The 25,333-nt window shown below is 46.4% G+C and carries 27 protein-coding genes; 21 read left to right on the top strand and 6 right to left on the bottom strand.

Annotated features, from left to right (window positions below; all coding sequences use genetic code 11):
• Positions 1 to 96 precede the first annotated feature (96 nt).
• The 9 genes from GYMC10_RS17325 to GYMC10_RS17285 all read left to right on the top strand — a co-directional run bounded on the left by GYMC10_RS17325 (position 97) and on the right by GYMC10_RS17285 (position 7,925).
• Positions 97 to 1,077, top strand: coding sequence for an aldo/keto reductase (locus GYMC10_RS17325; RefSeq protein ID WP_015735711.1), 981 nt, complete (start codon positions 97 to 99; stop codon positions 1,075 to 1,077).
• A 56-nt stretch (positions 1,078 to 1,133) separates the two neighbouring features.
• Positions 1,134 to 1,529 (top strand): MerR family transcriptional regulator, encoded by a 396-nt coding sequence (locus tag GYMC10_RS17320; protein ID WP_015735710.1) that lies wholly within the window; start codon positions 1,134 to 1,136, stop codon positions 1,527 to 1,529.
• A gap of 103 nt (positions 1,530 to 1,632) precedes the next feature.
• The gene (locus GYMC10_RS17315) at positions 1,633 to 2,181 is read left to right on the top strand and encodes a TetR/AcrR family transcriptional regulator (RefSeq protein ID WP_228468902.1); all 549 of its coding nucleotides are present in this window, start codon (positions 1,633 to 1,635) and stop codon (positions 2,179 to 2,181) included.
• A gap of 265 nt (positions 2,182 to 2,446) precedes the next feature.
• A complete protein-coding gene (locus GYMC10_RS17310) occupies positions 2,447 to 3,367 on the top strand; it encodes an MBL fold metallo-hydrolase (protein WP_397359564.1) in 921 nt (306 codons plus the stop codon).
• A 231-nt stretch (positions 3,368 to 3,598) separates the two neighbouring features.
• Positions 3,599 to 4,297 (top strand): response regulator transcription factor, encoded by a 699-nt coding sequence (locus GYMC10_RS17305; RefSeq protein ID WP_015735707.1) that lies wholly within the window; start codon positions 3,599 to 3,601, stop codon positions 4,295 to 4,297.
• 3 nt (positions 4,298 to 4,300) lie between these two features.
• Entirely contained in the window at positions 4,301 to 5,239 is a 939-nt protein-coding gene (locus GYMC10_RS17300; protein WP_015735706.1) for a sensor histidine kinase, read from the top strand.
• A gap of 171 nt (positions 5,240 to 5,410) precedes the next feature.
• Positions 5,411 to 6,325: an ABC transporter ATP-binding protein gene (locus tag GYMC10_RS17295; protein WP_015735705.1), complete on the top strand. Its 915-nt coding sequence runs from the start codon at positions 5,411 to 5,413 to the stop codon at positions 6,323 to 6,325.
• A 7-nt stretch (positions 6,326 to 6,332) separates the two neighbouring features.
• Positions 6,333 to 7,031: an ABC transporter permease gene (locus GYMC10_RS17290; protein WP_015735704.1), complete on the top strand. Its 699-nt coding sequence runs from the start codon at positions 6,333 to 6,335 to the stop codon at positions 7,029 to 7,031.
• Between the two features lie 15 nt (positions 7,032 to 7,046).
• Entirely contained in the window at positions 7,047 to 7,925 is an 879-nt protein-coding gene (locus GYMC10_RS17285) for an alpha/beta fold hydrolase (protein WP_015735703.1), read from the top strand.
• A 176-nt stretch (positions 7,926 to 8,101) separates the two neighbouring features.
• Here GYMC10_RS17285 and blaOXA read toward each other — a convergent pair whose 3' ends face one another.
• The gene (blaOXA, locus tag GYMC10_RS17280; protein ID WP_410002343.1) at positions 8,102 to 8,902 is read right to left on the bottom strand and encodes a class D beta-lactamase; all 801 of its coding nucleotides are present in this window, start codon (positions 8,900 to 8,902) and stop codon (positions 8,102 to 8,104) included.
• Positions 8,903 to 9,090: 188 nt separating this feature from the next.
• Here blaOXA and GYMC10_RS17275 point away from each other — a divergent pair, with 188 nt between their 5' ends.
• Positions 9,091 to 10,455, top strand: coding sequence for a PLP-dependent aminotransferase family protein (locus tag GYMC10_RS17275; RefSeq protein ID WP_015735701.1), 1,365 nt, complete (start codon positions 9,091 to 9,093; stop codon positions 10,453 to 10,455).
• A gap of 114 nt (positions 10,456 to 10,569) precedes the next feature.
• Positions 10,570 to 10,965, top strand: coding sequence for a VOC family protein (locus GYMC10_RS17270; protein ID WP_015735700.1), 396 nt, complete (start codon positions 10,570 to 10,572; stop codon positions 10,963 to 10,965).
• Positions 10,966 to 11,106: 141 nt separating this feature from the next.
• Here GYMC10_RS17270 and GYMC10_RS17265 read toward each other — a convergent pair whose 3' ends face one another.
• Complete coding sequence (locus GYMC10_RS17265; RefSeq protein WP_015735699.1) at positions 11,107 to 12,009, bottom strand: LysR family transcriptional regulator; 903 nt, start codon at positions 12,007 to 12,009, stop codon at positions 11,107 to 11,109.
• 197 nt (positions 12,010 to 12,206) lie between these two features.
• Between GYMC10_RS17265 and GYMC10_RS17260 the strand changes: the two genes are divergently transcribed.
• Together GYMC10_RS17260 and GYMC10_RS17255 are read left to right on the top strand one after the other, a co-directional pair.
• Positions 12,207 to 12,674, top strand: a complete 468-nt coding sequence (locus GYMC10_RS17260) for a DinB family protein (protein WP_015735698.1) — start codon at positions 12,207 to 12,209, stop codon at positions 12,672 to 12,674.
• Positions 12,675 to 12,760: 86 nt separating this feature from the next.
• On the top strand, positions 12,761 to 13,165 hold the full coding sequence (locus tag GYMC10_RS17255; protein ID WP_015735697.1) for a nuclear transport factor 2 family protein: 405 nt from the start codon (positions 12,761 to 12,763) through the stop codon (positions 13,163 to 13,165).
• A gap of 103 nt (positions 13,166 to 13,268) precedes the next feature.
• Here GYMC10_RS17255 and GYMC10_RS17250 read toward each other — a convergent pair whose 3' ends face one another.
• Together GYMC10_RS17250 and GYMC10_RS17245 are read right to left on the bottom strand one after the other, a co-directional pair.
• The gene (locus tag GYMC10_RS17250; RefSeq protein ID WP_015735696.1) at positions 13,269 to 14,618 is read right to left on the bottom strand and encodes a glycoside hydrolase family 64 protein; all 1,350 of its coding nucleotides are present in this window, start codon (positions 14,616 to 14,618) and stop codon (positions 13,269 to 13,271) included.
• Positions 14,619 to 14,923: 305 nt separating this feature from the next.
• Positions 14,924 to 15,667, bottom strand: coding sequence for an EcsC family protein (locus GYMC10_RS17245; protein ID WP_015735695.1), 744 nt, complete (start codon positions 15,665 to 15,667; stop codon positions 14,924 to 14,926).
• A gap of 313 nt (positions 15,668 to 15,980) precedes the next feature.
• Here GYMC10_RS17245 and GYMC10_RS17240 point away from each other — a divergent pair, with 313 nt between their 5' ends.
• Both GYMC10_RS17240 and GYMC10_RS17235 read left to right on the top strand, forming a co-directional pair.
• Positions 15,981 to 16,604, top strand: coding sequence for a flavin reductase family protein (locus tag GYMC10_RS17240; RefSeq protein ID WP_015735694.1), 624 nt, complete (start codon positions 15,981 to 15,983; stop codon positions 16,602 to 16,604).
• Positions 16,605 to 16,807: 203 nt separating this feature from the next.
• Positions 16,808 to 17,266: a DinB family protein gene (locus tag GYMC10_RS17235; RefSeq protein WP_251496470.1), complete on the top strand. Its 459-nt coding sequence runs from the start codon at positions 16,808 to 16,810 to the stop codon at positions 17,264 to 17,266.
• 144 nt (positions 17,267 to 17,410) lie between these two features.
• On the opposite strand, the gene GYMC10_RS17230 is transcribed toward GYMC10_RS17235, so the two are convergent.
• Complete coding sequence (locus GYMC10_RS17230) at positions 17,411 to 18,373, bottom strand: helix-turn-helix transcriptional regulator (RefSeq protein WP_009592522.1); 963 nt, start codon at positions 18,371 to 18,373, stop codon at positions 17,411 to 17,413.
• Between the two features lie 109 nt (positions 18,374 to 18,482).
• On the opposite strand from GYMC10_RS17230, the gene GYMC10_RS17225 reads away from it, so the two are divergent.
• The 5 genes from GYMC10_RS17225 to GYMC10_RS17205 all read left to right on the top strand — a co-directional run bounded on the left by GYMC10_RS17225 (position 18,483) and on the right by GYMC10_RS17205 (position 23,188).
• A complete protein-coding gene (locus tag GYMC10_RS17225) occupies positions 18,483 to 18,962 on the top strand; it encodes a GyrI-like domain-containing protein (protein WP_015735692.1) in 480 nt (159 codons plus the stop codon).
• A 22-nt stretch (positions 18,963 to 18,984) separates the two neighbouring features.
• A complete protein-coding gene (locus GYMC10_RS17220) occupies positions 18,985 to 19,449 on the top strand; it encodes a hypothetical protein (protein WP_009592531.1) in 465 nt (154 codons plus the stop codon).
• Positions 19,450 to 19,672: 223 nt separating this feature from the next.
• On the top strand, positions 19,673 to 22,288 hold the full coding sequence (gene ppsA, locus GYMC10_RS17215) for a phosphoenolpyruvate synthase (protein ID WP_015735691.1): 2,616 nt from the start codon (positions 19,673 to 19,675) through the stop codon (positions 22,286 to 22,288).
• A gap of 200 nt (positions 22,289 to 22,488) precedes the next feature.
• A complete protein-coding gene (locus tag GYMC10_RS17210; protein WP_036661013.1) occupies positions 22,489 to 22,767 on the top strand; it encodes an ArsR/SmtB family transcription factor in 279 nt (92 codons plus the stop codon).
• A 37-nt stretch (positions 22,768 to 22,804) separates the two neighbouring features.
• A complete protein-coding gene (locus tag GYMC10_RS17205) occupies positions 22,805 to 23,188 on the top strand; it encodes a VOC family protein (protein WP_015735689.1) in 384 nt (127 codons plus the stop codon).
• Between the two features lie 121 nt (positions 23,189 to 23,309).
• Here GYMC10_RS17205 and GYMC10_RS17200 read toward each other — a convergent pair whose 3' ends face one another.
• Positions 23,310 to 24,260 (bottom strand): helix-turn-helix transcriptional regulator, encoded by a 951-nt coding sequence (locus GYMC10_RS17200; protein WP_015735688.1) that lies wholly within the window; start codon positions 24,258 to 24,260, stop codon positions 23,310 to 23,312.
• 224 nt (positions 24,261 to 24,484) lie between these two features.
• On the opposite strand from GYMC10_RS17200, the gene modA reads away from it, so the two are divergent.
• Complete coding sequence (modA, locus tag GYMC10_RS17195; protein ID WP_015735687.1) at positions 24,485 to 25,324, top strand: molybdate ABC transporter substrate-binding protein; 840 nt, start codon at positions 24,485 to 24,487, stop codon at positions 25,322 to 25,324.
• Positions 25,325 to 25,333 lie beyond the last annotated feature (9 nt).

Below are 25,333 nucleotides of genomic sequence, written 5' to 3'. Positions count from 1 at the left end.
TGCAGGTTAGAGTCAAACGGAACATCATGAGTGTTTATTGCGTATTGACCTGGAGTTAACTCCAAGTGATAAACTTAAGTCTAAGGAGGGATTATGATGGAGTATGTGAAACTAGGGAACACCGGTCTCGATGTTTCCCGCATCTGTCTTGGGTGCATGGGATTTGGCGTAGCAGAGCGCTGGGTGCATCAATGGGTGTTAAATGAAGAGAGCAGCCGTCCTATTATTAAAAAGGCATTGGAGCTTGGCATCAATTTCTTTGATACGGCGAATGTCTACTCGGACGGTACAAGCGAGGAAATTGTCGGCCGCGCCTTGAAAGAATATGCGAATCGCGACGAAATCGTCCTGGCGACAAAGGTTCATTTCCGTATGCACGAGGGCCCCAATGGGATGGGGCTGTCCCGGAAGGCAATCATGAGCGAAATCGACAAGAGCCTCAAGCGGCTGGGTACCGATTATGTCGATCTGTACCAGATTCATCGATGGGATTATGATACGCCTATCGAAGAAACGATGGAGGCCCTTCATGATGTGGTGAAAGCCGGAAAGGTTCGCTACATCGGAGCTTCAGCCATGTATGCATGGCAGTTTCTCAAGGCCCAGCATACCGCTGAAAAGAATGGCTGGACCCGGTTCGTTTCGATGCAGAACCATTACAACCTCATTTACCGCGAAGAAGAGCGCGAAATGCTGCCGTTGTGCCAATCCGAAAAAATCGGCGTGATCCCCTACAGCCCACTAGCATCGGGAAGATTGACGCGAGACTGGTCGGAGACGACGCAGCGTTCCGAAACGGACATGGTTCAGAAATCCAAGTATGATGCCACGGCGGATGCCGATCGGATCATTGTGGAACGGCTTGCAGGCATTGCGAATGAGCGGGGCATTCCGCGCGTTCAAGTTGCGCTCGCCTGGCTGCTGCAGAAAGAACCGATCACGGCTCCCATTGTCGGCGCGACCAAAATATCTCACCTGGAGGATGCCGCAGCCGCGCTTACGGTCAAACTCACGCCGGAGGAGATGGCCTCCCTGGAAGAGCCGTACATACCTCACCGGGTTGTGGGCGCCTTATAGCTTTAACAACTGACTTATTCAGGAAACGGTATTGAACAGAGAAGGTGAATCAAGACATGACGGTGACGATTAAAGAAATCAGCGAAAGGTTTGGGCTTTCCCAGGATACCCTGCGCTATTATGAGCGAATTGGGTTGATTCCGCCAGTAAACCGGAACAAAAATGGTATCAGGGATTATACGGAGGAAGACATCAAATGGGTTGATTTTGTTAAATGCATGCGTCAAAGCGCGGGGCTTCCGGTCGAGGTACTGATCGAGTATGTTTCGCTTTTTCAACAAGGCGACGACACGCTTGAAACGCGAAAGGGATTGTTGATTGAACAGCGCAATCGACTGGGGGACAAAATCGAAGAAATGACGAACACACTGGAACGCTTGAACGATAAAATCGCAAGATATGAACAGACCATCATGAAAAAAGAAAATGCACTCAGGAAGCAGGCAGACTAACTTATCAAAAACCGGGTTTCGGGAGGGGTTCCCGACCCGGTTTCTTGATTATAAACGAATGATCGTTTATTATTGTTTCATGAGACATAGAGACGATAACAAAGTGGAAGCCATTTTTGACGCGACGATTCAATTAGTGAATGAGATTGGGTTTGCGGAAACGTCGATATCCAAAATAGCTAAGAAGGCTAATGTATCGGCTGCAACGATCTATATTTATCATGAGAATAAGGAGGATCTGCTGCTTAAGACTTACTTAAAGGTGAAGGGCAAGATGAGTAAGAGCATGTTACAGGGATTCGATGATACGCGATCGGTTAAAGAACGCTTTGAATCGATCATCCGGAAGTATGTGGAGTTTATACATACGCACAAAGACTATTTTCTATTTTTAGAGCAAATCATGAATTCTCCATTGCCCCAGAAATGGTGTTTGGACGAGACCGCAAGCCTGTTCCAACCCATTTTCGAGATGTTTGAAACGGGAAAGAAGCAGAATATATTGAAAGCGGAAGATGTGGATATGTTGATCGTTTATTCGATTTTACCCGTAGCCGAATTGGCGAAATCACATCTGAAGAACGGAACCCGATTTGGTAATCGGGAATTGGAAGCAGCTATCGTTATGAGCTGGGATGCTGTGAAAGCTTAAATGTAAGAAGGAGCATTACAATTTATGTAATCCGATTCTTTTATCTTAGACTAGATTGGACAAATCGAGGTAGAACCCTATGACCATTTTTTTAATATGCGCTGCTTTAATCCTATCCATTGCATTGTTTCTGAGATATTATCCGCCATTCGGCCAAAGAGTATCTAGGGAAAAACGAAACGAATTTCGCAAACTCCCGAATTTCGACCGTAATCATTTTGTGAATCCAATCCATACCTCCATGAGGATGGGAGCAACGGACTTCATGTCACTATTACGAGATTACATGAAACGGAATCCCAATCGGAAGCCGACTTCTCCATTACCGATAAAGCGAGTAGATCCCGCAAGTATACAACAACAAGCGCTAACACGTGTAACGTGGTTTGGGCATTCTGCATTCATGCTGGAAATCGAGGGGAAAACGCTGCTGTTCGACCCTATGTTAGGAACGTCTCCATCCCCAATCCCTGTTTTTGGGAATCAACGTTATAGCAGGGATATTCCTATTGATCTGGACAAGCTTCCTCCCATTGATGCCGTCGTTTTGTCACATGATCATTATGATCATCTGGATTTTAGCTCCATTCAGAAGCTTAAGGAGAAGGCTAAGCATTTTTATGTGCCGCTTGGCCTTGGTGGTCACTTGGAGCGCTGGGGGATTTCGAAATCGAGCATTACCGAACATAATTGGTGGGATGCATCCGGGTTAGACGGTCTACAACTCATCTGCACGCCAGCGAGACACTTTTCAGGGCGAAGCCTGTTTGACCGCGATTCGACCTTATGGTCGTCTTGGGTCATTATCAGCAACAAGAGTCGAGTGTATTTCAGCGGGGATAGCGGGTATGGTCCACATTTTCATGAGATCGGAGAAAAATACGGCCCATTTGATGTGACGCTCATGGAATGTGGTCAATACGACAAACGTTGGGCGAATATTCATATGATGCCTGAAGAGACGGTGCAGGCTCATCTGGATGTGAAAGGGCAATGGTTGATTCCGATCCATTGGGCAGGGTTTACGTTGGCCTTGCATGACTGGAATGAACCGATCGAACGTGTTACTACGGCTGCTAAACAAAAACAAGTGCACATACTCACTCCTCAAATTGGGGAATCGGTAGTAATAGCTCCATCGGCATATTCTACGGAGCCTGATCATGCTGTCGTTTGGTGGAAATAACAAAAACAGCGGCAGTTTCGTCAACATACATGCATTATAAATCCGCGGAATACGCGGATTTTTTTGTTTCACCGATGAAGCCGCACCCGATTGCTGCGAAAGGGATTTTTCTGTAATTGCTTAATTCCTATTGATCACTAGATTATGCCAAATTGTGTTAAAATCGAAAAAACTACGGTTTCGGATCGGAACCGTAGAATGGATCAGAGCATGCACAGGAGGACATAGGATATGCAAAAACGCATTCTGCTCGTTGAAGACGACAACGACATCAATCAGTTGATTGAAAGCCAGCTGAAACAGGATCATTATAGCGTTGATTCGGCACGCGACGGCGAGGAAGCACTCGCGCTTTTTCAAAAAGAGAAGTTCGATCTGATCTTGCTCGATTTGATGCTCCCCAAGGTAAACGGAATGGAGCTGCTCAAACATATCCGAGAGACCAGCAAAGTTCCTGTTCTGATTATTTCTGCGAAAGGCAGCGACCTCGACAAGGCCATGGGCCTTGGGTTTGGCGCGGATGATTATATCAGCAAGCCTTTCTCCATGATCGAATTAACAGCCAGGGTTCAAGCTGCCATTCGGAGGGCAACGGTATACGCGGAAACGGAAAGCAAACCTGCAGACCCTCCCGTCATTACGTTTAAGGATCTCGTCCTGGACTTGCATTCGTTCTCCGTAAAAGTCAAAGGAAAAAGCGTGCCGCTCACCGCGAAGGAATTCCATATTTTGAAGCTGCTCCTAACCCATCACAGCAGGGTATTCACCAAGGAACAAATCTATCAGCTCATTTGGGAAGAAGATTATTACGGGAATGAGAACGTGATTAATGTACATATCCGGAGACTCCGGGAAAAAATCGAAGAGGATCCGTCAGCTCCGCAATACATTCGGACGATTTGGGGAATCGGATATAAAATGGGGGATTAGCATATGGTCCTTCTTTTATCCGTCATCATTGCCCTATTGGTTGCAATCATCGGATGGCTATTTGTTTCCAAGAAGAAACGAAATCAAAGCATCCTGGAGATAGCGAATAAAATCTCCGATATTCTGGACCAGGACACAGCCGAGAAAGTGTTGGTGCCCACTGGCGACGATGCCGTCAGGCGGCTGCTCACACAGATTAACCGTTTGCTGGATAACAAACAGAAGGTATTTGCGGATTATTCCAGAACGAAGGACAGCCAAAAGAAAATGATCTCAAACATGTCTCATGATTTGAAGACGCCGCTGACGGTCATTCTCGGCTACACGGAAAAACTGAATCAGAAGAATATGTTGACCGCGCAAGACGAGGAGCAAGTCATTCAACGGTTGAATGAAAAAGTAAACAGTCTGATCGCCTTGCTTAATCAATTCTTCGACCTTGTCAAAATCGAGTCTGAGGATTATGATATCCCGCTAAGCAAAATATCATTGAGCGAGGTTTGCCGGAACAGCGTTCTTGAGTTTTACGACCTGCTGGTTTCCAGAAATCTTCGGGTTGAGATCGACATTCCGGAGCTGCCCTTTTATTTCCTTGGCAACAAGGATGCGCTGCATCGAATATTGAGCAATCTCATATCGAATTCCATCCGCTATGGAAGCGACGGAGGCGTGTTCGGGCTGACGGTTCGGGAAGAAGGAGAATACGTGGCCGTAGACGTGTGGGACCGGGGGAAAGGGATCGCAGAGATTCATCAGGATCGCGTATTTGAAAGACTTTATACCCTGGACGATGCCCGGAATCCGCAATTTCAAGGAAGCGGGCTGGGACTCAGTATCTCTAAACGCCTAACGGAAGAAATGAACGGACGGATCAGTCTAAGCAGCTCGGAGGCTGACAAAAAGACCATTTTCACATGCAAATTTAAGCAATTAACCTACTAATCTTGATCCATGAGATGTTGTCCTCTTGTTCAACGTCTCTTTTTTATTTCAGCCGCACGTTTCGATTGATTCTTAAGAAACATGTAAGGAACGGGAAAGGAATAAGTCCATTTTCAGGTCTATGATAAAGATAACAAAGGAAATCAAATTATAAACACGGTGGTGGTCTTCGTGAATTACGTCATTCAAACTTCGGATCTGAGCAAAACCGTAAAAGGGATGTCCATTGTATCGAGTGTTAATCTCAATGTGAGAAAGGGCGAGATTTATGGCTTGCTGGGTCCAAACGGCGCGGGTAAAACAACCATCATGAAAATGCTGACGGGGCTCATTCTTCCGACCTCCGGCGCGATCATGCTGTTTGGCAAGAATTTTTCAGAAACCTCCAAAGAAGGCCTCAAGCGGGTCGGGAGCATCATTGAATACCCGATATTTTTCGAGCACATGACGGCCATTGAGAATCTCCAAATTCATTGCGAATACTTGGGCTATTATGATAAGAGAGCTATACGTCAAGCCCTGGACCTGGTCCAATTAGAAGGAATCGAAGATAAAAAAGTGAAGGATTTCTCGCTCGGCATGAAGCAGCGTCTTGGCATCGCCAGGGCCGCCATCACCAAGCCGGAATTGATCGTGCTGGATGAACCCACGAACGGACTGGATCCGATCGGCATTAAAAACATGAGGGATTTGATCCGAACACTGAACCAGGAATATGGGATTACATTTGTCTTGTCCAGCCATATCTTAGGGGAAATTGAGCAGGTAGCCGATAGGATCGGCGTCATTCAACGCGGTCAATTGGTCGACGAAGTCACGTTGTCCGACATTCGAAAGCAGCGTACCGATTATATTGAACTTATGACCTCGAATGTGCAGAAAGCCGCCTTTCTACTTGAGCATGAGCTTCGTATATCCAATATCAAAATCGTGCAGGATCAGCGAATCCGAGTCTATGATACGGACGTATCGACCAGTCAAATTACCAAACTGCTGATTGCGCATGAGATTGAAATCGAGGAGATCCAAAAATATAACAGTACATTGGAAGACTATTTCTATCATCAAATTCAGGGAAAGGAGTGAATCCGATATGTTGAAATTAATCGAGCTGGAATGGAAGAAGCTGGATCGTAAGAAAGTGATCGGTGAAGCGATTACGTATTGGATCATTCTTATGTTCTTGCCGGTATTTTTTCTCAAGGTCGTTTTTGCCGATATGCCGATGATTCGTTTTGGAGAAAGTTATGCTGCCGCTCTGGAACTGATGATACCCATTCAGATGGGGTTTATATTGTTCGGAGCGTCCCTGATCAATCATGTATTCATTGAAGAATATAAGAATAAGACGATGGCTCTTTCATTCGGATATCCGCTCAGCCGAAAAAGGCTCGTGATGGCCAAGGTGCTGTTCATTGTGTTGGCGGTTTTCTTCGGTACGCTGGTGTCCTTCGTACTTGGCGGTGTTGCAACTTATGCGCTCAACCAAGTGATGGATGTCATCCCGGGAACGCCGACGGCAGCTGACCTGGCGAATTATGCGATCCGAATGACCTTACACTCCATCGTTGTCGCGCTTGCCTCATTGATTCCGCTATTTTGGTTCGGAATATGGAAAAGGGCGGTCATCCCTACGGTCATTTGCGCCGTCTTCCTGATGCAGTTCCCTAATTTTCTCGGGTTGCTGCGGATTACGTTGCACCCTGGCTTTTTATATGCCATTTTCAGCGTATTGGGTGTGGCAAGCGTCATTTTATCGGTTAAATTCGTGAATAAACTAGGAGATTTGTAAGGAGGGGATGTGGTGATGACACTTGAAGTGAAAACGGCTTTGTTACCTAATGGAGAAATGCTGAGTTATAGAGAAAGAACAGGTACGGAACCCTGTATGCTGTTGATTCACGGGAATATGGCTTCTTCGGAGCTGTGGGAACCCTTGTTGACGCATGCCGATATGACCCAACGCTTCATCGCTGTAGACTTGCGTGGTTACGGCGAGTCCAGCTATCAGAATCCCATTGGTGACATGAAAGACTTTTCCGCGGACCTGCATCAATTCGTAGAACAGCTTGGTCTTCGCCATGTTATGGTTATGGGCTGGTCGAATGGTGGAGGCATCGCCATGCAGTTTGCGGCAGAATATCCAGATCGCGTACGAAAGTTGATTCTGCTTGCCTCTATCTCGACTAGAGGATATGCAGCCGTGAATGCCGATGGCATTCGTCTGAAGACTAAAGAGGAAATAGTCAAAGACCCAGGACTTGCCATGACGTTTCAAGCAAATCAGAGGCAGGACCGGGCTTACTTTGCTCAGGCGATGGACTACGTTTTGTTTCATGAACGTGAGTCTGATGCTGCCACCCGTGGGAAGTACATCGATGCCTGCATGAAGCAGCGTAACATGGTGGATGCTGCCGATGCCGCAAACCGATTCAATATCAGTTCCGTATCCAACGGACTCGCGGATGGAACAGGAGAGTTGGAGCGTATTCAATGTCCGGTCCTCGTCATTTGGGGCGTTAAGGATTTGATTACCACGCAGCAGATGACGGAAGAAATCAAAGAAGACTTTGCAAGTCATGGAAAGCCAGTTCAATATGTATCCTTGGATGCAGGGCATTCCCCGCTAATCGATGATTTACATGGATTGGCCGCTGCCCTTCAAGCATTCATTGCTCAGCCATAGAAGGCTGAGCAATGATCTTGTCATACTGCTCGAAATCTTAAAACAAACACAGGGTCCTGACGATCTATTCGTCAGGACCCTGTTACCATAATATGTCCGGTGGCATGAATCTCCAATCTTTATTCTGTATCTCTTAAGTTGTAAGGTAATCAATCAGATGGGACGCAAATTCTTTATTAATTATTCAAGATCTTCATCTTCTCCAATGTTGTCAGCGTTAATTGCTTCGCGAATGCACCGCTGCCGGCTGCATTCGTTGCGAATACCCAGGTCTCTTTATCCGTTTCGACATATCCGACATACCAGCCAAGCCCCATATCGGACAGCCTCGAACCGGTTTTTCCATGAATCGTATATTCATCCTGTTCATCGTCGATCATCATCCGCTTGACCGTTTTCATCGTTTTCTTCTGAAAGGGCAAATTCTCTTCAACGAGCTTTTCGATAAACTCCGCTTGTTCTACGGCAGAGATCTTCAAGCTGCTGTTCAGCCAGAATGTATCGATGCCTCCGGTTATGTCGCGGTTACCATAATGGATTCGATTCACGTATTTCTGCATCAGCTCTTGGCCGATATCGCGAGCCATCGCCTGGTAATACCAAATCGCTGATTCCCTCATAGCCGAAGCAAGTGAGTGATCCCGGTTCCAAACCGGAAACTCTCTTACGATACCGTCCCATCTTTTGACTTCGTATTCGTCAGCAACAGCCTTGACTTCCAAACCGATGAGGGCATTTGCCACTTTAAAGCTGGATTCCGGAGTAAACCGCTGTTTACTTCTTTCAGAATTGAATGTGTATACTTGATCGATCTTCAAATTCTTGAGGACCAGCGTCGCATGGGACTTCCGAAAGGTTTGTTCCAGTTCAAACCGATGGGAGCTTGGCTTTGCATCGGCACTTGGCGAGTATGCGAACAAGCAAACGACTGCAAGGAATATAAAGATAAAAGCGGATAGGCGGTTTTTCTTATTCATCTGTAACACGGCTGCATCACTCCTAGTACATCTTATTTCGGGAATGGTCTCGATGGCCATCGAACAGAACAAATTCCCCATATCAAATGCATTTTGATACTATTAGTCTATGGTTACAGCTGCTGCAAGTAAATCTGATTATGTAACGTTTGTACCTATACAGATTGAGGAGAGGAGGAGGGGGCCACATGATTTATGCCGAGGTCATGAAGAGTATCGAACAGCAAATCGATATTGGAGTGTTGAAACCCGGGAAGAGGCTGCCATCCATACGGGCGTTAGCCAAGCAGTTCGACTGCAGTGTGAATACCATCATCAAAGCATACTCAGAATTGGAAAAAAAACACAAAATCTATTCCGTCTCGAAAAGCGGTTACTATGTTGTAGAGCGGGTGCCTTCCGGACATTCAGGTTCAGCTAACACGGGAGTCATAGATTTTCTCTCAGCTGGCCCCGACAAGAATGCCATGCCTTACCGGGACTTTCAGCACTGCATCAATCAAGCTATCGAAGTATATAAAGAGGAGATGTTTACCTATTCGGAGATCCAAGGGCTGCCTTCGTTAAGAGAGGAGCTGGCCCGGCATCTGCGAGAACTGCAAGTGTTTACGGTTCCTGACCGAATCTGCGTGGTATCCGGGTCACAGCAAGCGATTCATCTATTGACTTCGCTTTCCTTTCCTAATGGCAAAAAAAATATCTGCGTAGAACAGCCTACTCATGTCAGTATGATCGAGTCGATCAAGGTTCAGCAGGCCACGACTTACGGAATTGAAATAACGGAGAGAGGAATCGACATGGAACGGCTGGAGCATCTGTTCAAATGCAACGACATTAAATGTTTCTACACCGTGACCAGGTTTCATAACCCGACAGGATGCAGCTATTCCAATAAGGAACGACGAAAAATCGTGGAACTGGCCCAAAAATACGACGTTTACATTATCGAGGACGATTATCTAGGCGATCTCGATCCTGACAAGAACCAGGATCCGATGTTTGCTTACGATCCATCCGGAAGGGTCATATATATCAAAAGCTTTTCCAAAGTAATGCTGCCCGGCTTAAGATTGGGGCTTGCTGTTATTCCGGACTTCCTGCGTGAATCATTCCTTAGCGCCAAATTCGCTACCGATCTCCATACCCCGGTCCTTATGCAAGGGGCTTTGGAAATTTACTTGAAGAGCGGCATGTTCAAGGCTCATATCCAGCGCATGAGATCCATCTACAGCAGGAAAGCGGCCTTATTGCAAAAGGCTTATCAAGAGAAGCTGCCGTCAAGCGCCGCATATTCGGTTTCTCAATCGGGATTCTATTCAACGATCCGGTTACCTGGTCTGCTTAAGGCCGGGATGTTGATTGAGGATTTGAAGAAGGAAAACGTATACGTAGACGATGCCCGAAAAATGTATCTTCCCGAGTTTGCCCAGGATTCGGTGATTCGCTTAAGCGTATCGCAGGTAGTGGAGGAGCACATTGAAATCGGAGTCCAAACCATAGCTCGCGTTATAAAAGAGCAACTTAACAAAATGCCGCAAGTGAAATTTATATGATATGAAGAAACAATGAGATATTCATAGGAATGACATAGCAAATAAAAAGAAATATCAATTCCTTAATTCTATTATGATGAATATGCGTTGATTTGAGTGTGAAGGGGTGTAGGTATGAGGTCTTTAGGGTCGTTGAATGTTGATGTAATTACATTGTTTGTGGAGGATTTGCACAATGTGAAGGTGTTCTATCAAGAAGTTTTTGGTTTTTCCGCTGTTTATGAGGACGATGTTTCTGCGGTGTTCAATTTCGGAAATATGAGCATTAACCTCCTGAATATCTCCGAAGCCCACGGTCTGATCCATCCTGGAACCGTCGCGATCCGAGAATCCGGATCTCGGTTCCAGTTTACTATCCGGTTGGATGATGTAGATGCAGTATGCAGCGAATTGAAAACACGCGGCGTTACCCTGCTTAACGGTCCAATGGATCGGCCATGGGGTGTCCGCACCGCTGCCTTCACAGATCCGGCAGGGCATGTGTGGGAGATTGCGCAGCAAATAATTTGAAAAAGTTAGTGATTGCATGTTTATTTAGGGGCAGCATTTGACACAAAACTGCTGCATTTATTCGTTAAGAAAAGCCTGATAACTCAGGCTTTTTGATATCTTATCCAGCATGTGAACAACTGAACACGGAAAGATCCCAATCTATGAAGACTTCGAATGACGGATTGCCGTCTCGATGTATGCCCTCAAATTTTTGATGAATGTGCGCATGGCATATCCCATAAATCTGTCGCTGCGGTAGATCAGACAAATGTCTTGAGAAGGCGTAGGATTCCTTAGATGCACGACTTTGATCTCTGTATTGCGAAGATTATCCAGTAGAAGTCGCGGCAGAACGCACGCGCCAACTCCGCTCTGTACCATCTGGAGGAGGGAGGATAATGTTGTTGTCACCATATGAGGCTGCACTGCAAAGCCGTTGTCCATGCAGAAGCGGTCGATCAGCTTGCGGCATTGATGATCGGGTGGAAACATGACCATATTCATGGAGCGCAGCCTGTTCAAGGGGATGAAGTTCTCCCCGGCAAGAGGATCGTCCCTATGTACAGCCAATGAGAATTCCTCGTGAAACAGGGGGATTGACGTAAGCCGTTCATCGATAACGGGTCCGATGGTTACGCCGATATCGATGCTTCGGTCCAGAACTTGTTCCGTTACCTTCATCGTTTCCAGAAGGGACAGCGAGATGGTGGGATAGGTCTGATGGAAATCCAGCAGCAAGGCATTAAACATGAGATCCGCGTCACCGGGCAAGACGCCGATCGATAGCGATCCACCTTGCATCTGCTTCAGATCGGCAATGGCATCGCCCGCTTGCTGCAGATGCCCGAACACGGCGGCGGCATGTTCATGAAGAATCGCTCCAGCGTCCGTAAGAACAATGGTTTTTCCCACGCGATCAAACAACAGAACCCCTAATTCCGCTTCCAATCTCCTGATCTGTTGGCTTACGTTGGGAGCACTGACTCCCATTTTTTCTGCTGCTCTCGAGAAGTGAAGCTCTTCGCATATAGCCATAAAATACTGCAGTTGTTTTAACTCCATCCTGCACACCTGCTTTCCCTTGCATCATTGAATGGATGTTTCACGATTATTGTGGCGTTATCTTCCTGATCTGTCAATTCATTATCGTTAACTTATACTTAACGTTCCGGTAATGTCCACTGTATTGATGTAACGTTCCGTGCGACCTATACTTGGGAGCATAACAAACGTTTTTTATGACAAAGGAGGAAATGAACATGTCCGAAGCGATAATCAATTCGGCGAAGATTGGACGTCAAGTGGTGCTGCAGCAGGTGCAGGCTATACCGGAGGAGCGGTTCGACATACAAACTGCAGGATTTAACAACACCATCCGTTGGAATGTCGGCCATATCATTTATTGGATGGATACGTATACTACCCTGAGCTTTGGTTCCCCATCAGACATACCGGACTCGTATGCTTTACTGTTTAACTCCGGAACCAAACCCTCGGAATGGAAGGTGGCTCCTCCATCGAAAAAAGAGCTGGTCGAGATGTTAACAGCTCAGCTTTCACGCCTATCTGGGCTGAATTCGGATATGCTGGACGAGAAGCTTTCAACTCCGTTTGTCATGGGACCGTTCCAATTCAGTACGGCTGGGGACCTGTTCAACTTCGCGCTGCTTCACGAAGCCATTCACCTCGGAACGATATCAAGCCAGCTAAAGGTTCAGACACGCTAATCAAAGCTTGGAAAGCGTAAACAAAGGCGAATGATCGACAGCTCCATGATAGGAGCTGTCATTTAAACCATGAGGAGGAAGCCTACATGAAAAAATCTGCAGATTCCGTATCAACCCGAACAACTGAAAGTTTTGAAGCTTTTAAGCAGGCATTAGAAACAGGGCAAACAACGGATTTTCTTGATAAGGTTACAGATGGTTTTCATTTCTTTGTTCCGCTCCCGCTAGATGGGTGGGATCACAAGCAGCAAGGCAAAGAGCGGTTCGAGGAATTGGTCAGGTTCGAGCGTTCCGTATTTCAGATGCAGCTGATTCCGCTCGTCTTGATTGAGAATGCGGACCATGGGATGGTGGTATTTCGCTCAGAAGGTTTGTTGAATGGCCGGTCTTTTAGTAATGAGCTTGCCATCGTATTCGAGTTCGAGGGAGAGCGGGTCGCCTCCTTCCGCGAATATGTAGGTATGCCGTTAAAAAACTATGAGGCTCCCTAAAACGCATGAAAAGCCGCCAAAATCGCGGCTTTTTTGGGCTAATGATGATAAATAAAGCGAGTAGGCAATTTGCAATCTCAGACACTCAGGTATTATGGGAGATTTACCAACCGATGCGGATGATCAGGCCTTTCGGGTCGCCAACTTCAAGGTAAGCGGCCTGGCCGTTGACATCGTCATACGGAAAACCGTAGGCCAAGCGGTTAATGCTGTGGTCGTGCCAGAATTTTGCGTAATAATTAGCCGGGGCGGCTTGATAGTAATTCGAAACGTTATTCCAGTCGTTGGCCGTGTATACATGACGTTGAATGGCGGCACAAGTTGCCGCATCCGTTAAAGCGCCGTCGCATCGGAAAATATCCTGCGTGCTGTACGGAGCATACCCGCCGAAATAGTTGGCATTCGCGCCACCCTGGGCAAAAGAACCGTGAATCGGCGCGACAATGCGATACGGTGCTTGAATCGTGGCCAACGATTTGAAGGCGGCAGGAACTTCCGCCTGGAATTTGGCGAAGATACCGTTTCGGGTTTCGGATTCCAGCTCGCCTACAGTCTGGTCGAAGGAGCCGGATTTATTGACCAGACGATGCTGAAGGGGGAAACCGAATCCATCGACGCGTGTCGTATTGCCGTGGTAGCCGGCGGCGTCAATCGTGAATTCAACGAAATCAAAATAAATATCGCGGTTCGGGTCGGTCGGATTGTTCAGATCGGGGCCGGCGAATCCATCGTTAAAGGTCTTCAAGTACAGAGGAGTGCCGACGCTAAGGAACATTCGGCCCGATGTGATCTGGGGCAATGTGACCCAAGAAGCATCGTTGACCTTATGATAAATGTTGGCGTAGTTGATGCCGTTCTTGGTTAAATGTCCTGGCGCATCATTTAAGGCGCTGGAGATCGGGATCAGATTGCCGTTAAGGTCCAAATAGCTCCACTGGTTGTTTACGGGATTGATGCCGAGAACGCCCCAGTATATTTGCTGGTCGGTATAAGCGCCATGGGTCCCGTTCATGATCTTGACCGAGACGGCACCGTTTGGCGGCATGGGGATAGTGGATGGAAGAATGTCATATATGGAGCCGGAAGAAGAGGGAGGCGGCGTGGAACCGGCAGTGTAGGAAAATACACCGGTGTCATAGGCAGGGATCCCGTTATTGTAAGTAAACGAATACGTAATCACGTGGCCGGCGGCAATGCCTGAGATGGCCTGCTCATATCGGGATTTTCCGGCATGGTAAGACATTCTGACATTTTGCTGTTCGCCGCCGTTTACTCGATAATGGACATCGACCCAGCTAGTGTTGACGGCGGATTTGAACCATACGGTGGCTGTGCTGCCGGATAATTCAACGCCCTGTGTATAGTCTGCAGCTTCGGCTCTCGTACCGAAAACGGACCAACAGGTCAGCAGCAGCGACAGAACCAGCAGGTAACGCATTCCCTTCTGCTTCATCAAAATTCCTCCTTTGAACTTAGGATTAAAACAACTTCGCAATCGGGACTGAAACGGCATCCCTCCTTTATTTTGGCGTGATAGTTGGCTGACTGTAAGTGTCAATCCATGCGATGACAAAAAGATTATAATTCCGTTTTCCATAATTTAGTAGTAGCGGAATTTCGGGATGGGGTTCGCCATTTCGGAAATGGAAATATGCGCGTGGTAATGACAATGGGAACACACCAAAAAGCAGCTTATCCTATGGATGAGCTGCTTTTGTGGTTTGCTTCGTTCATGTTTCTTAGATGTATAGGATAGGGTTAACCCAATCCCTCGAAATCGTGCAATCTGCGCACGCGGTAAGCGTTCATGGCGAATTGGCGCAGCTCCTCAAGTATGGTGTAATTCGCCCATGCGCCTGCGAAAGCGCCGATCCCGGGCACCATCTGCAGCATTTTCCGGAAATCCATGGCATCTCGATACTCGATCTGAAAGGTTTCCCAGTCCATATTCCGGGCATATTCGGTATCGGAGCGCCATTGTTCCTTTTCAATATGCCAACGCTTGACGGAATCGAGCAGCCTGGCACGGTTTTCGGGCCCCGAAAACGTCATTTGAAATACCTTGAGGATGAATACCCGCTCGGAGAAGTGTTTGGTGTCATAACCGTAAACATGCGCCAGCTCGAACAAAAATTTCATTTTGATCGCGATTAAAGCCGGAAAGTCTACCATGCTGAACATGATGCCGCCGGCTCCGGTACCCGCTCCTTCGGCAACCGCGATTTTTTGGTACAGAGCAAACAACTCTTTCGCTTCTTGATCGGCAGCTTCCAGTTCCAGGGAACGCTGGACCGGCCGGCTAGGCGTATATTCTGCTCCGAACAGTGCCGTACGCACGATCGATCGTATGGTGGTCGTGATGATGGTGTGCACCTTCGGGGGAATCCAATGATTAATCCGGCTGCCGATGGTTTTCGATGTTTTTTCCAGCCAGCCCGGCGGTTTGAACATCTGGTGTTCCCAGTCGGCGATCTCCCTCTGTACTTTATGCTCGTAATTCATGATCAATCGCTCCTCTAAACGTCTTCGCTATATTGTAACGAATATCTCCGTAGTTCGGAACAGACCGCGGAAGGTAACAGACCTCGACTAAAGTCCAGTATCGTAATTACATTAAGAGTGCAAGTTCTGTTTGCACTTTCTTATAACTTATAAATGGTTGTTAAAGCGGTTTTTAAGTCAGAAGTTTTGCAGTCGTATCTGCGGTGTATCCATAATTTCAGTATCTTGTGCTCTTACTCGATATTCCCCAGAAAGTCCGGAAATTTGTGATACATTACCCTAGAAGCTTATTATCGAGGAGAGTGAATCTGTTATGCATAAAGTAATTGAACCCAAAATCCTTTACTTCGGGACTTCGGTTGTGTTAATCAGCACAATGAACGAAGATGGCACGCCCAACCTGTCTCCGATGTCGTCAGCCTGGTGGCTCAACCAATCGTGTATGCTGGGCATGAGCAGAAAATCGAAGACGGTTCAAAATTTGATCCGCGAACGGGAGTGCGTACTTAGTCTTCCGTCGGTTGACTTGATTCCTGCTGTGGATCGGCTGACGCTGTTGACGGGGAGCAACCCAGTCCCTGATTCTAAAGCACAGAGGGGCTACAGGCATGAGGCGGATAAATTCGGAGTCGCTGGCTTAACACCACTTCCATCCCTAATCGTTCAGGCTCCGCGCGTCAAAGAATGCCCTGTGCAGCTGGAAGCCAAACTTGTGAAGCTCCATGCATTTGAAGAACCAAGCTCGCTGGTTGCCATCGAAGTTCGAATTGAAAAAATCCATATTGAAGAAGAACTTCTTGTGACTGGTAACCCCAATTATATCGATCCTGCGAAATGGAATCCGATGATTATGAATTTTTGCGAATATTTCGGTCTGAGCGAGCAATTGTCTGCATCAAAATTGGCGCCGGTATTCGGACCGGATCCCGTAAAATAGCCTGCTTTCAAAAAAGACACGTTGATCATGCGTGTACAGGTGCGTTACTCGCAGCTTGGAGCTTTTCGTTCTCTGGGATCCAATGCGATTTCCGCAATCCGTAAGAAACGATTACCCGCATGGGATGATAAGGTGAAGGAGATGAACGGCATAGGCGGGAGGAGGAGATCACCATCAGCGTAATTGAGGAATGGATCAGCGAATTGAAAAGGGAAGCCGAATCGACACGCGCGCTTCTCGAAAAGCTCCCGGAAGACAAATTTTCTTGGAGACCGCATCCGATATCGATGTCTTTGGGGCAGCTTGCCCTGCATATTGCCGGAGTACCCGGAGGGCTGGCTATATTGTTGGATGATTCGGTCAGCGAGGTTCCGGTTGTACCATTGCCCGAGCCGACTAACCGGCAAGAATTGCTTGATGCACTGGAAAATAGTTTGTCACTCGCCGAGACCAAGCTTCGGGCATGGGGAGAAGACGGTCTAAGAGATACCTGGAGGCTCGTCAGCAAGGGGGAGACCGTTTTGGAAGCGCCTCGGATCGACATGGCGCGCACGCTGATGTTCAATCACGTTTATCATCATCGGGGTCAGTTGACGGTCTATCTCCGCCTGCTCGGCATACCGGTACCGGGGATGTATGGCCCGAGCGCGGACGAACCATAAGGTACCACCTGCTCCAGAAGGCCGAACTGGAACAAAAGTTATGCTAATTGTCGCGGGCCAAATTTTGGATGGAGCTCCTATTGCTGATTACGATGAGGGACCACGGGAAGGCTATCACTGAATTAATCGTTTCGCTGGCGGTGTTTATGGGCAGTACAAGCTGAATCTTTCTTTCAAACCTTCTACGACTTGTTCGGGTATCTCCCTGACCTTGATATCCCCACCTAAAAATAGCAGCCAATTCGTGATTTCGGTCAATTCTTCCACCTTGTTCACATCGATAAAAGCCTTAAGAACGGCTGTGGTTTGGTAAGGATTCGTATATGCAATGGAAAACTTTACAGGATGGTACTTTTTGAACTGGGCAATCGCCTTTGGACCAAGATCAAGGACAAGGTTGATGAACTCTTCCTGTTTACTCAGCTGCTCTAAAATCTTTTTCTTGCCAACTCTTTTTTTTGTATGGAATCGTTCTATGTCAGAGAGATTGTCGACAGGAATAATCCGTCTCTTTTCTTCCGCTAAGTCAAAGCCTTCAATTAACCATAAGCTTTTTTCACGATAAAGGTGCAGGAGATAAATGGGATAAGACTTAATTTCCTTCTCTTCCTGGACGGAAACCAATAAATAGTTGTCCAGCAGAAGGAGTTGTATGAGTTTTTCTAACATCGGATGGGGCAGGTCGGACAGATCAAGCAAGTCGGGATTATGAGGATTGGTTCCTTCAAACAGCAATATTTGATTTAGTAGAACAAGATCGTCTTGTTGGTTCTCCGAGATGAGGCCGAGTAATTTTTCAGCCAAAGAATGGCGACTCTTTAGATAAGGGAGCTGTTGATTTCGAGTGGCCATAAAGGCGATAAACAAAGCTTTGATTTCAGTGTCGGTAAAGCGGACCGTGGGCAGGACGGAGTTGTTCATGACAAAATACCCCCCATCCCTCCCAACTTCAGCGACAAGCGGCATCCCCATGGCTTCGATTTCTCGAATATCTCGAATCGCCGTCGAGCGAGAAATGTTAAATTCGCGCATTATTTCGGAAATGGTAAAGTGGGCGCGGTTGTTGATATACCGCATGATGGTATTAATCCGCTCAACTTTTTTCATCGGACTCTCCTAAACAGTATCATTTTTTGACATGATTTAAGGTTATTATAAACCTATCAAGTGAAAAGACAAATCATTTGAAAAAAATTAAAAAAGGAAGGTTTTGAATATGGAGAATTATACGCTTGAGGAAAAAGACAGCTTTATCGTATTAGGTATTGGAACCGAACTTAAAAGCGATTACACGGATTATGCCGGCATCAACAAGGAAAAAACGGAATTTTGGGAGTCAGTGAAGCAAGATGGAAGGCTTGATACCTTAAAGGCCATAGCTGCGAATGATTACATTTTTGCCGTAAACGAGGCGGTCAATAACAAGATGATGTATTATGCCGGCGTCATGACGGAGGAGTCGTTACCAGAAGCCACTAGAGTTATTCAATTCCCTAAAGGGGAATACCTCGTTGTAAAAGGGGAAGGGAAAACGGCGGATGAGCTGAGCAATAAACTTACCGGCATTGCCTTTGGTCAAGTATTGCCGTCAGCCAAGGATTTTGCCTATGTCGGCGGGCCGAATGCTACGGTGGAGATGGAAGAGCGGGACGGCTTCGTAAGTGGCGAATTGTGGATTCCCGTCGTAAGGAAATAAATAAGATCAAAGGAGAAGAAGAATGGCTTATATCGTTGATTTTAAAAATGTATCCACGGTTGGTTTGGAGTCTTCGCCCGCAGCGGAAGCGCTGGCTGGTTTACGAGCGAATGAGGCGCGTTACTTCATGAACAAATATAAGCATGAATTTACGGTTGTACCAGCCGGCGATAGCCAGGAGACTTTGGATTATGTGAACCGAATATTGAAAGAAGAACGAGATCTTGAGTTTGCGGCCAAACCTTTGGAGACGTCGCGTTTTCAAGTGGAAAATATCCAGTGGGCTTTCGTCTTTTATGAGGATGGCCTCGCGGTCAATGTCATGTATACGGTTGATGATCCGAAGAAGCGGGCTGTCGGTTTTAAGCTTTCGGAGGGGATGGAGGTACCGCAGGAGTTGGAAGGGAAGTTTAAGTTTGCAAGGCAGAAGTCCAAATTAGCCGGAACCATTCGGGGCTCGTTCTTTGTAATTAAAAAGGAATACTAAGCGGTGAGCAGTCAAATAAATAACGAAAACCCAAAAAAGAACCTGAATCCTCTGATTTCAGGTTCTTTATTATTGCAATTACATAGACACGATGATACAATCTGAATGCGATACAATCGGGTATAAGGGTATAAATATGTCATCTTACAATTTGATTGTACCACGCTAAAAATACCCTTGTCAAATGTTTTTTTCTCAAATTAATAGTTAGGAGAGATGTTGAATGCGTTCTTTGGTTCTCGATTTTCAAGACATGGAACAAAACCAGCTGTTGCTCGTTGGCGGAAAAGGAATGAATCTAGGAGAATTAGCAAAAATCGAAGGAATACACGTACCGGAAGGATTTTGTGTTACAACCGCGGGATATCAAAAAGCCATCGAACAAAACGAAACCTATCATGATTTGCTGGGACAGCTAGCCATGCTAAAAGCAGAGGATCGGGAACGAATTGGTGAAGTCAGCAGGAAGATCAGGCAAATCATTATGGACGCAGAGATTCCTGCCGACGTCGTGAAAGCCGTAACTCATTATCTCTCTCGGTATGGCGAGGAACATGCTTATGCCGTGCGTTCCAGTGCGACAGCTGAAGATTTACCTCATGCCTCCTTTGCCGGTCAACAGGACACCTATTTAAATATCATCGGGACAGAGGCCGTCTTGCAGCATATCAGTAAATGCTGGGCATCCCTATTCACGGATCGCGCCGTGATCTACCGGATGCAAAATGGATTTGACCACAGTCAAGTTTATTTATCCGTGATCGTTCAAAGGATGGTTTTCCCGCAGGCTTCAGGGATACTATTCACGGCAGACCCGATGACATCCAATCGAAAGCTGCTCTCCATCGATGCCAGCTTTGGACTTGGAGAAGCGCTGGTCTCCGGTTTGGTATCTGCCGATTGCTACAAAGTACAGGATGAGGTCATCGTCGATAAGCGGATAGCCGCCAAAACATTGGCGATCTATGGACGACGGGAGGGCGGAACGGAGACCCAGTCGATTGCCCCCGATCAGCAAAAGATCCAAACCCTTACCGAACAACAAATTTTACGGCTGGCACGCATCGGAAGACAGATTGAAGCTTTTTTCGGCCGGCCGCAAGATATCGAATGGTGCCTGGCCGATGACGTGTTTTATATCGTTCAGAGCCGGCCGATCACGACGTTATACCCGATTCCTGAAGCGAGTGACCAAGAAAATCGCGTCTATATTTCTGTTGGTCATCAACAAATGATGACGGATCCCATGAAACCGCTGGGATTGTCTTTTTTTCTGCTAACGACTCCTGCACCCATGCGCAAAGCTGGCGGAAGATTGTTTGTTGATGTCACACATCATCTGGCATCGCCTAACAGCAGAGAATTTTTATTAAATAGCATGGAACAACACGATCCGCTCATGAAAGACGCACTTATGACCATCATAGATCGAGGAGATTTTATAAAATCGTTACCCGTTGATAAAAAAGAAGCGAGTCCCGTTAAAAGCAGTAATGCTATGCCGCCTGCCGGTGCCCCCCCACAATTCGAAAACGAGCCGACAATCGTTAATGATCTGATTCAACGAAGTCAAACATCGATCGAAGAGTTAAAACATAACATCGGGACGAAATCTGGGACGGATTTATTTGATTTCATTCTGGAAGATATCCAGCAATTGAAGAAGATTCTGTTCGACCCGCAAAGTTCGGCTGTCTTTATGGCTGCCATGAATGCTTCATCATGGATCAATGAAAAAATGAACGAGTGGCTAGGTGAAAAAAACGCAGCAGACACGCTTTCTCAGTCTGTACCCCATAATATTACTTCGGAAATGGGTCTGGCGCTGCTCGATGTCGCAGATGCGATTCGTCCTTATCCGGAAGTCATTGATTATTTGCAGCAAGTCAAACATGATGACTTTTTGGATAAGCTGGTTACGTTTGATGGCGGGCGTGAAGCCCGAGACGCGATCCGTGATTTTCTCAACAAATACGGGATGCGATGTGCCGGAGAAATCGATATCACTAGAACACGTTGGAGCGAAAAACCCACAACGCTCATCCCGTTGATTATGGGTAACATCAAAAACTTTGAGCCTAATGCCAGCCATCGAAAGTTTGAGCAAGGACGACAGGAAGCGCTGAACAAAGAACAAGAACTCCTGGAACGATTAAGCCGATTGCCGGATGGTGAACAAAAAGCCGCAGAAACTAAACGAATGATCGACCTTATCCGGAATTTCATTGGTTATCGGGAGTATCCGAAATACGGCATGGTTAATCGCTACTTCGTATATAAGCAGGCTTTACTGAAAGAAGCCGAACAACTCGTAGAAGCAGGCGTTATTCATGACAGAGAAGATATATATTATCTCTCTTTTGAAGAACTTCACGATGTCGTACGCACAAATAAACTGGATTACCGAATGATCAACAAACGAAAAGACGAGTACAAATTATATGAAAAACTGACTCCTCCGCGTGTGATCACATCGGATGGCGAGATCATTGTTGGTGAGTACAAACGGGAAAATATTCCTGCTGAAGCCATTGTAGGGCTGCCAGTTTCTTCGGGCGTTATTGAGGGAAGAGCACGTGTCATCTTAAACATGGAAGACGCTGATCTGGAGGAAGGAGACATCTTAATCACTGCCTTTACGGACCCTAGCTGGACGCCATTGTTTGTATCCATTAAAGGATTGATCACCGAAGTGGGCGGACTGATGACCCACGGAGCCGTTATTGCGCGTGAATATGGATTGCCTGCCGTAGTCGGCGTCGAGAATGCAACCAAAAGGATCAAGGATGGGCAGCGCATTCGCGTGAATGGAACAGAGGGGTATGTGGAAATATTATAATAAATACCAACATGAAGCCGCGATTTTCGCGGCTTTTTCAATTATTGAACAACATCTAGGAAGCAGATGCCTTCCATGGATACAAATCGGCTGGGGTGATCAGCGGACTTAGGAAGCTTATTATACGTTACGGTTTATTCACGCAACTCTAAGGTTGCTTATTGTTGACAAGCAACCCTAGGGTTGCTTATAATCAGACTATGAAGTGGGACAAAGACGCAATATTCAAAGCTCTTGGCGATCCAACTCGGCGGCTTATGTTAGACGAACTATCCGAACGCAATGAGCTGACGTTGTATGAACTTACGGTACGTCTCATCATGAAGCACAACCTTTCCATTTCACGGCAAGCGATAGCTAAACATCTTGCTGCATTGGAAGATGCCGGACTCGTCATAACCAAGCGTAAGGGGAAATATCGAGTCATTATCTTTAACAACGAACCACTGAAGAATTTGCTGAAAGGATGGATAGAGTAATTTTTAATTTTATAATGCTGGAGGAGGCCATAAAATCATGAAAATCATTGTAACCAGTATATTCGTGCAGGATCAAGACAGGGCGCTGGAGTTTTATTCAGAGAAGCTCGGATTTGTTAAAAAGGAGGATGTTCCTGTCGGAGAATTCAGGTGGATAACGCTTGTTTCGCCCGATGTTCAAGACGGTACCGAGCTTTTGCTCGAACCGAACGAGCATCCTGCCGCAAAGGAGTATCAAAAGAAGATCTTTGCCGAAGGCATCCCGGCAACCATGTTTGGCGTTGAAGATATTCGCAAAGAGTACGAGCGGTTAAGGGAAAAAGGCGTGAAGTTTACGATGGAACCGACACAAATGGGCGAACTCACAATAGCTGTCTTTGACGATACCTGCGGGAACCTTATTCAGATCGTGCAGAAGTAATTTACGGATTTGTTAGATAACCCTGACTCTTATGAATCATGTAGGACAACAAGTAAATGAAGACGATAAAAGCCGCATCGTATGCGGCTTTTATTTATATGCATGCAAATTGCTGCCGTGCTCAAGTCTCAAACAGGACTTCTCCTGTACGGGAAACATCAAACCCCGGAATCGAACGCAGCTCCTTTTGGAAGGTGTCCGATTGCAGAATTTGCAAAAGGGCGGGAATCCAAGTCTGACTCCACGTGGTTTTAAGTATCACAAGATCATAACGCTCCTGAATCAAAGGAATAAAATCAATTTGACCGATTATTGAGGCTGCTTTCTCAATGCCTACGCCAACATCGGCTTCACCGGTAGCAACTTTCGTCGCCACACCGAGATGGTTGGTCTGAATATGATCATAGCCTGAAAGCTGCTCCGGATTGATTCCGTGAAGGCGGAGCTGTTCGTCGAGCAATACGCGGGCGCCTGATCCCTTCTCACGATTCACGAATCGCAGCCCGGAACGGTCTAAATCAGACCACCCTCTAAGACCGAAGGGGTTCCCCGGCTGGACATATAACCCTGCGTTTCTGGAAAGAAGATTGACGACCACATAGGAAGAACCAACGAGCAGCTTTCGAATATACGGAAGATTGTACTCTCCTGTATCTCCGTCCAAGAGGTGTGTGCTGACGATATCCGACTCGCCTCTGTACATAGAGATTAAGCTGTCGAGGCTGCCGACAAATGAACGCAAGGGCCGAATGGCGGGGATTGTTTGTTCCATATGTTTGGCCAAAATATCTAGGCTAATGTCATGTCCGGTAATGACGATCGGCCGATTCCCGCTGGTGAATGTAGGCGGTTGGATAGGTGAAGGCGAAAGCGCCTCAACAGGTTGGTTGGATACCGGAACCGTTCTCGTCCTTTGTTTGTAGGCCTCCAGGTCAGCAGCATCCACCCGCATTTGTTTGCCGACCCGATAAGAGGGCAGCTCCCCTTTTTTGATCAGATCATACACGGTAAGTTTGGATATTTTTAAGAGCTTGGCAATTTCCTCCGTTGTATAAGACATGTCATTAGACATATCATGTTCCTCCCGGTTAACTGTATAAGTGGTTTAACATTTGAGGCTAATTATAACACAATTGAATGAATTCAAACGATTATCCTGATTTCTCCCCTCTCCGGATTATATGTATATCATTAAATTAGATATAAATAGATATATTTGGTTTACAAAGAATTGCGCATGAAAGTATAATGTTTATGCTTGATTATAACTAAATATAGTTTTTTGGAGGGGGACCCATGATTAAACCAGCAAAGATTAGCGTGGTTTTATCTCTTGTATTATCCATGATATTAGTAATGGCGGGTTGCGGCACGGCAGCAAAAGATCATACCGCTTCTCAAGCTGCGGATAAGAATACGCCAACTTCGACAGCAGCAAAAACGGTTGAATTGACCGTATCTGCGGCAGCAAGCATGACAGAAGCTCTAGAGGAAATCCAGGAAGATTATAAAACGAAGTATCCAAATATCACATTAAATTTTAACTTTGGCGCATCGGGCGCATTGCAGCAGCAGATTGAGCAGGGAGCACCAGCCGACTTGTTCCTGTCAGCCGCAGCGAAGAATATGGAAGCGCTCGTGCATAAACAACTGATAGATGCAAATCAACAAAAAAATGTTCTTAGCAACGAGTTGGTGGTTGTCGTGTCTGCGGATGGACAAGTACCGGTTGCAGGCTTTGCCGACTTGTCCAAGTCTGATATAAAGAACATTGCCATTGGCATTCCTGAAAGTGTGCCTGCGGGAAGTTACGCTAAAGAGGCCCTTACAAAAACGAACTTCTGGGATTCGCTCCAATCCAAGATCGTACAAGGTAAAGACGTACGTCAAGTTCTTCAATATGTAGCAACCGGTAATGCAGATGTCGGGTTTGTGTATAAAACGAACGCATTAACCTCTGACAAAGTGAAGGTTGCTTTTGCTGTGGATCCCGCAACATACACGCCTGTTGAATATCCGATTGGAATCGTAAAGGCAACAAAACATCGAAAAGAGGCTGAGAATTTCTACACTTATTTGCAGACTCAAGAAGCGCTGGACGTCTTTGAGAAGTACGGATTCTCCGTTCTGAATTGATTGGGGCCA

The sequence above is a fragment of the Paenibacillus sp. Y412MC10 genome (genome assembly GCF_000024685.1).
In the GTDB taxonomy this organism is placed as follows: Bacteria; Bacillota; Bacilli; order Paenibacillales; family Paenibacillaceae; genus Paenibacillus_AQ; species Paenibacillus_AQ lautus_A.
Note: the sequence above shows the minus strand (reverse complement) of the source record. Positions and strands in the feature narration are given on the sequence as shown.

Excerpts from the sequence above, each read along its gene's own strand:
- GYMC10_RS17325 (WP_015735711.1), top strand. The coding sequence starts at position 97 with ATGGAGTATGTGAAACTAGGGAACACCGGTCTCGATGTTTCCCGCATC.
- GYMC10_RS17320 (WP_015735710.1), top strand. The coding sequence starts at position 1,134 with ATGACGGTGACGATTAAAGAAATCAGCGAAAGGTTTGGGCTTTCCCAG.
- GYMC10_RS17310 (WP_397359564.1), top strand. The coding sequence starts at position 2,447 with ATGTCACTATTACGAGATTACATGAAACGGAATCCCAATCGGAAGCCG.
- GYMC10_RS17305 (WP_015735707.1), top strand. The coding sequence starts at position 3,599 with ATGCAAAAACGCATTCTGCTCGTTGAAGACGACAACGACATCAATCAG.
- GYMC10_RS17300 (WP_015735706.1), top strand. The coding sequence starts at position 4,301 with ATGGTCCTTCTTTTATCCGTCATCATTGCCCTATTGGTTGCAATCATC.
- GYMC10_RS17290 (WP_015735704.1), top strand. The coding sequence starts at position 6,333 with ATGTTGAAATTAATCGAGCTGGAATGGAAGAAGCTGGATCGTAAGAAA.
- GYMC10_RS17285 (WP_015735703.1), top strand. The coding sequence starts at position 7,047 with ATGACACTTGAAGTGAAAACGGCTTTGTTACCTAATGGAGAAATGCTG.
- blaOXA (WP_410002343.1), bottom strand. The coding sequence starts at position 8,902 with ATGAATAAGAAAAACCGCCTATCCGCTTTTATCTTTATATTCCTTGCA.
- GYMC10_RS17275 (WP_015735701.1), top strand. The coding sequence starts at position 9,091 with ATGATTTATGCCGAGGTCATGAAGAGTATCGAACAGCAAATCGATATT.
- GYMC10_RS17270 (WP_015735700.1), top strand. The coding sequence starts at position 10,570 with ATGAGGTCTTTAGGGTCGTTGAATGTTGATGTAATTACATTGTTTGTG.
- GYMC10_RS17265 (WP_015735699.1), bottom strand. The coding sequence starts at position 12,009 with ATGGAGTTAAAACAACTGCAGTATTTTATGGCTATATGCGAAGAGCTT.
- GYMC10_RS17260 (WP_015735698.1), top strand. The coding sequence starts at position 12,207 with ATGTCCGAAGCGATAATCAATTCGGCGAAGATTGGACGTCAAGTGGTG.
- GYMC10_RS17255 (WP_015735697.1), top strand. The coding sequence starts at position 12,761 with ATGAAAAAATCTGCAGATTCCGTATCAACCCGAACAACTGAAAGTTTT.
- GYMC10_RS17250 (WP_015735696.1), bottom strand. The coding sequence starts at position 14,618 with ATGAAGCAGAAGGGAATGCGTTACCTGCTGGTTCTGTCGCTGCTGCTG.
- GYMC10_RS17245 (WP_015735695.1), bottom strand. The coding sequence starts at position 15,667 with ATGAATTACGAGCATAAAGTACAGAGGGAGATCGCCGACTGGGAACAC.
- GYMC10_RS17240 (WP_015735694.1), top strand. The coding sequence starts at position 15,981 with ATGCATAAAGTAATTGAACCCAAAATCCTTTACTTCGGGACTTCGGTT.
- GYMC10_RS17230 (WP_009592522.1), bottom strand. The coding sequence starts at position 18,373 with ATGAAAAAAGTTGAGCGGATTAATACCATCATGCGGTATATCAACAAC.
- GYMC10_RS17225 (WP_015735692.1), top strand. The coding sequence starts at position 18,483 with ATGGAGAATTATACGCTTGAGGAAAAAGACAGCTTTATCGTATTAGGT.
- GYMC10_RS17220 (WP_009592531.1), top strand. The coding sequence starts at position 18,985 with ATGGCTTATATCGTTGATTTTAAAAATGTATCCACGGTTGGTTTGGAG.
- ppsA (WP_015735691.1), top strand. The coding sequence starts at position 19,673 with ATGCGTTCTTTGGTTCTCGATTTTCAAGACATGGAACAAAACCAGCTG.
- GYMC10_RS17210 (WP_036661013.1), top strand. The coding sequence starts at position 22,489 with ATGAAGTGGGACAAAGACGCAATATTCAAAGCTCTTGGCGATCCAACT.
- GYMC10_RS17205 (WP_015735689.1), top strand. The coding sequence starts at position 22,805 with ATGAAAATCATTGTAACCAGTATATTCGTGCAGGATCAAGACAGGGCG.
- GYMC10_RS17200 (WP_015735688.1), bottom strand. The coding sequence starts at position 24,260 with ATGTCTAATGACATGTCTTATACAACGGAGGAAATTGCCAAGCTCTTA.
- modA (WP_015735687.1), top strand. The coding sequence starts at position 24,485 with ATGATTAAACCAGCAAAGATTAGCGTGGTTTTATCTCTTGTATTATCC.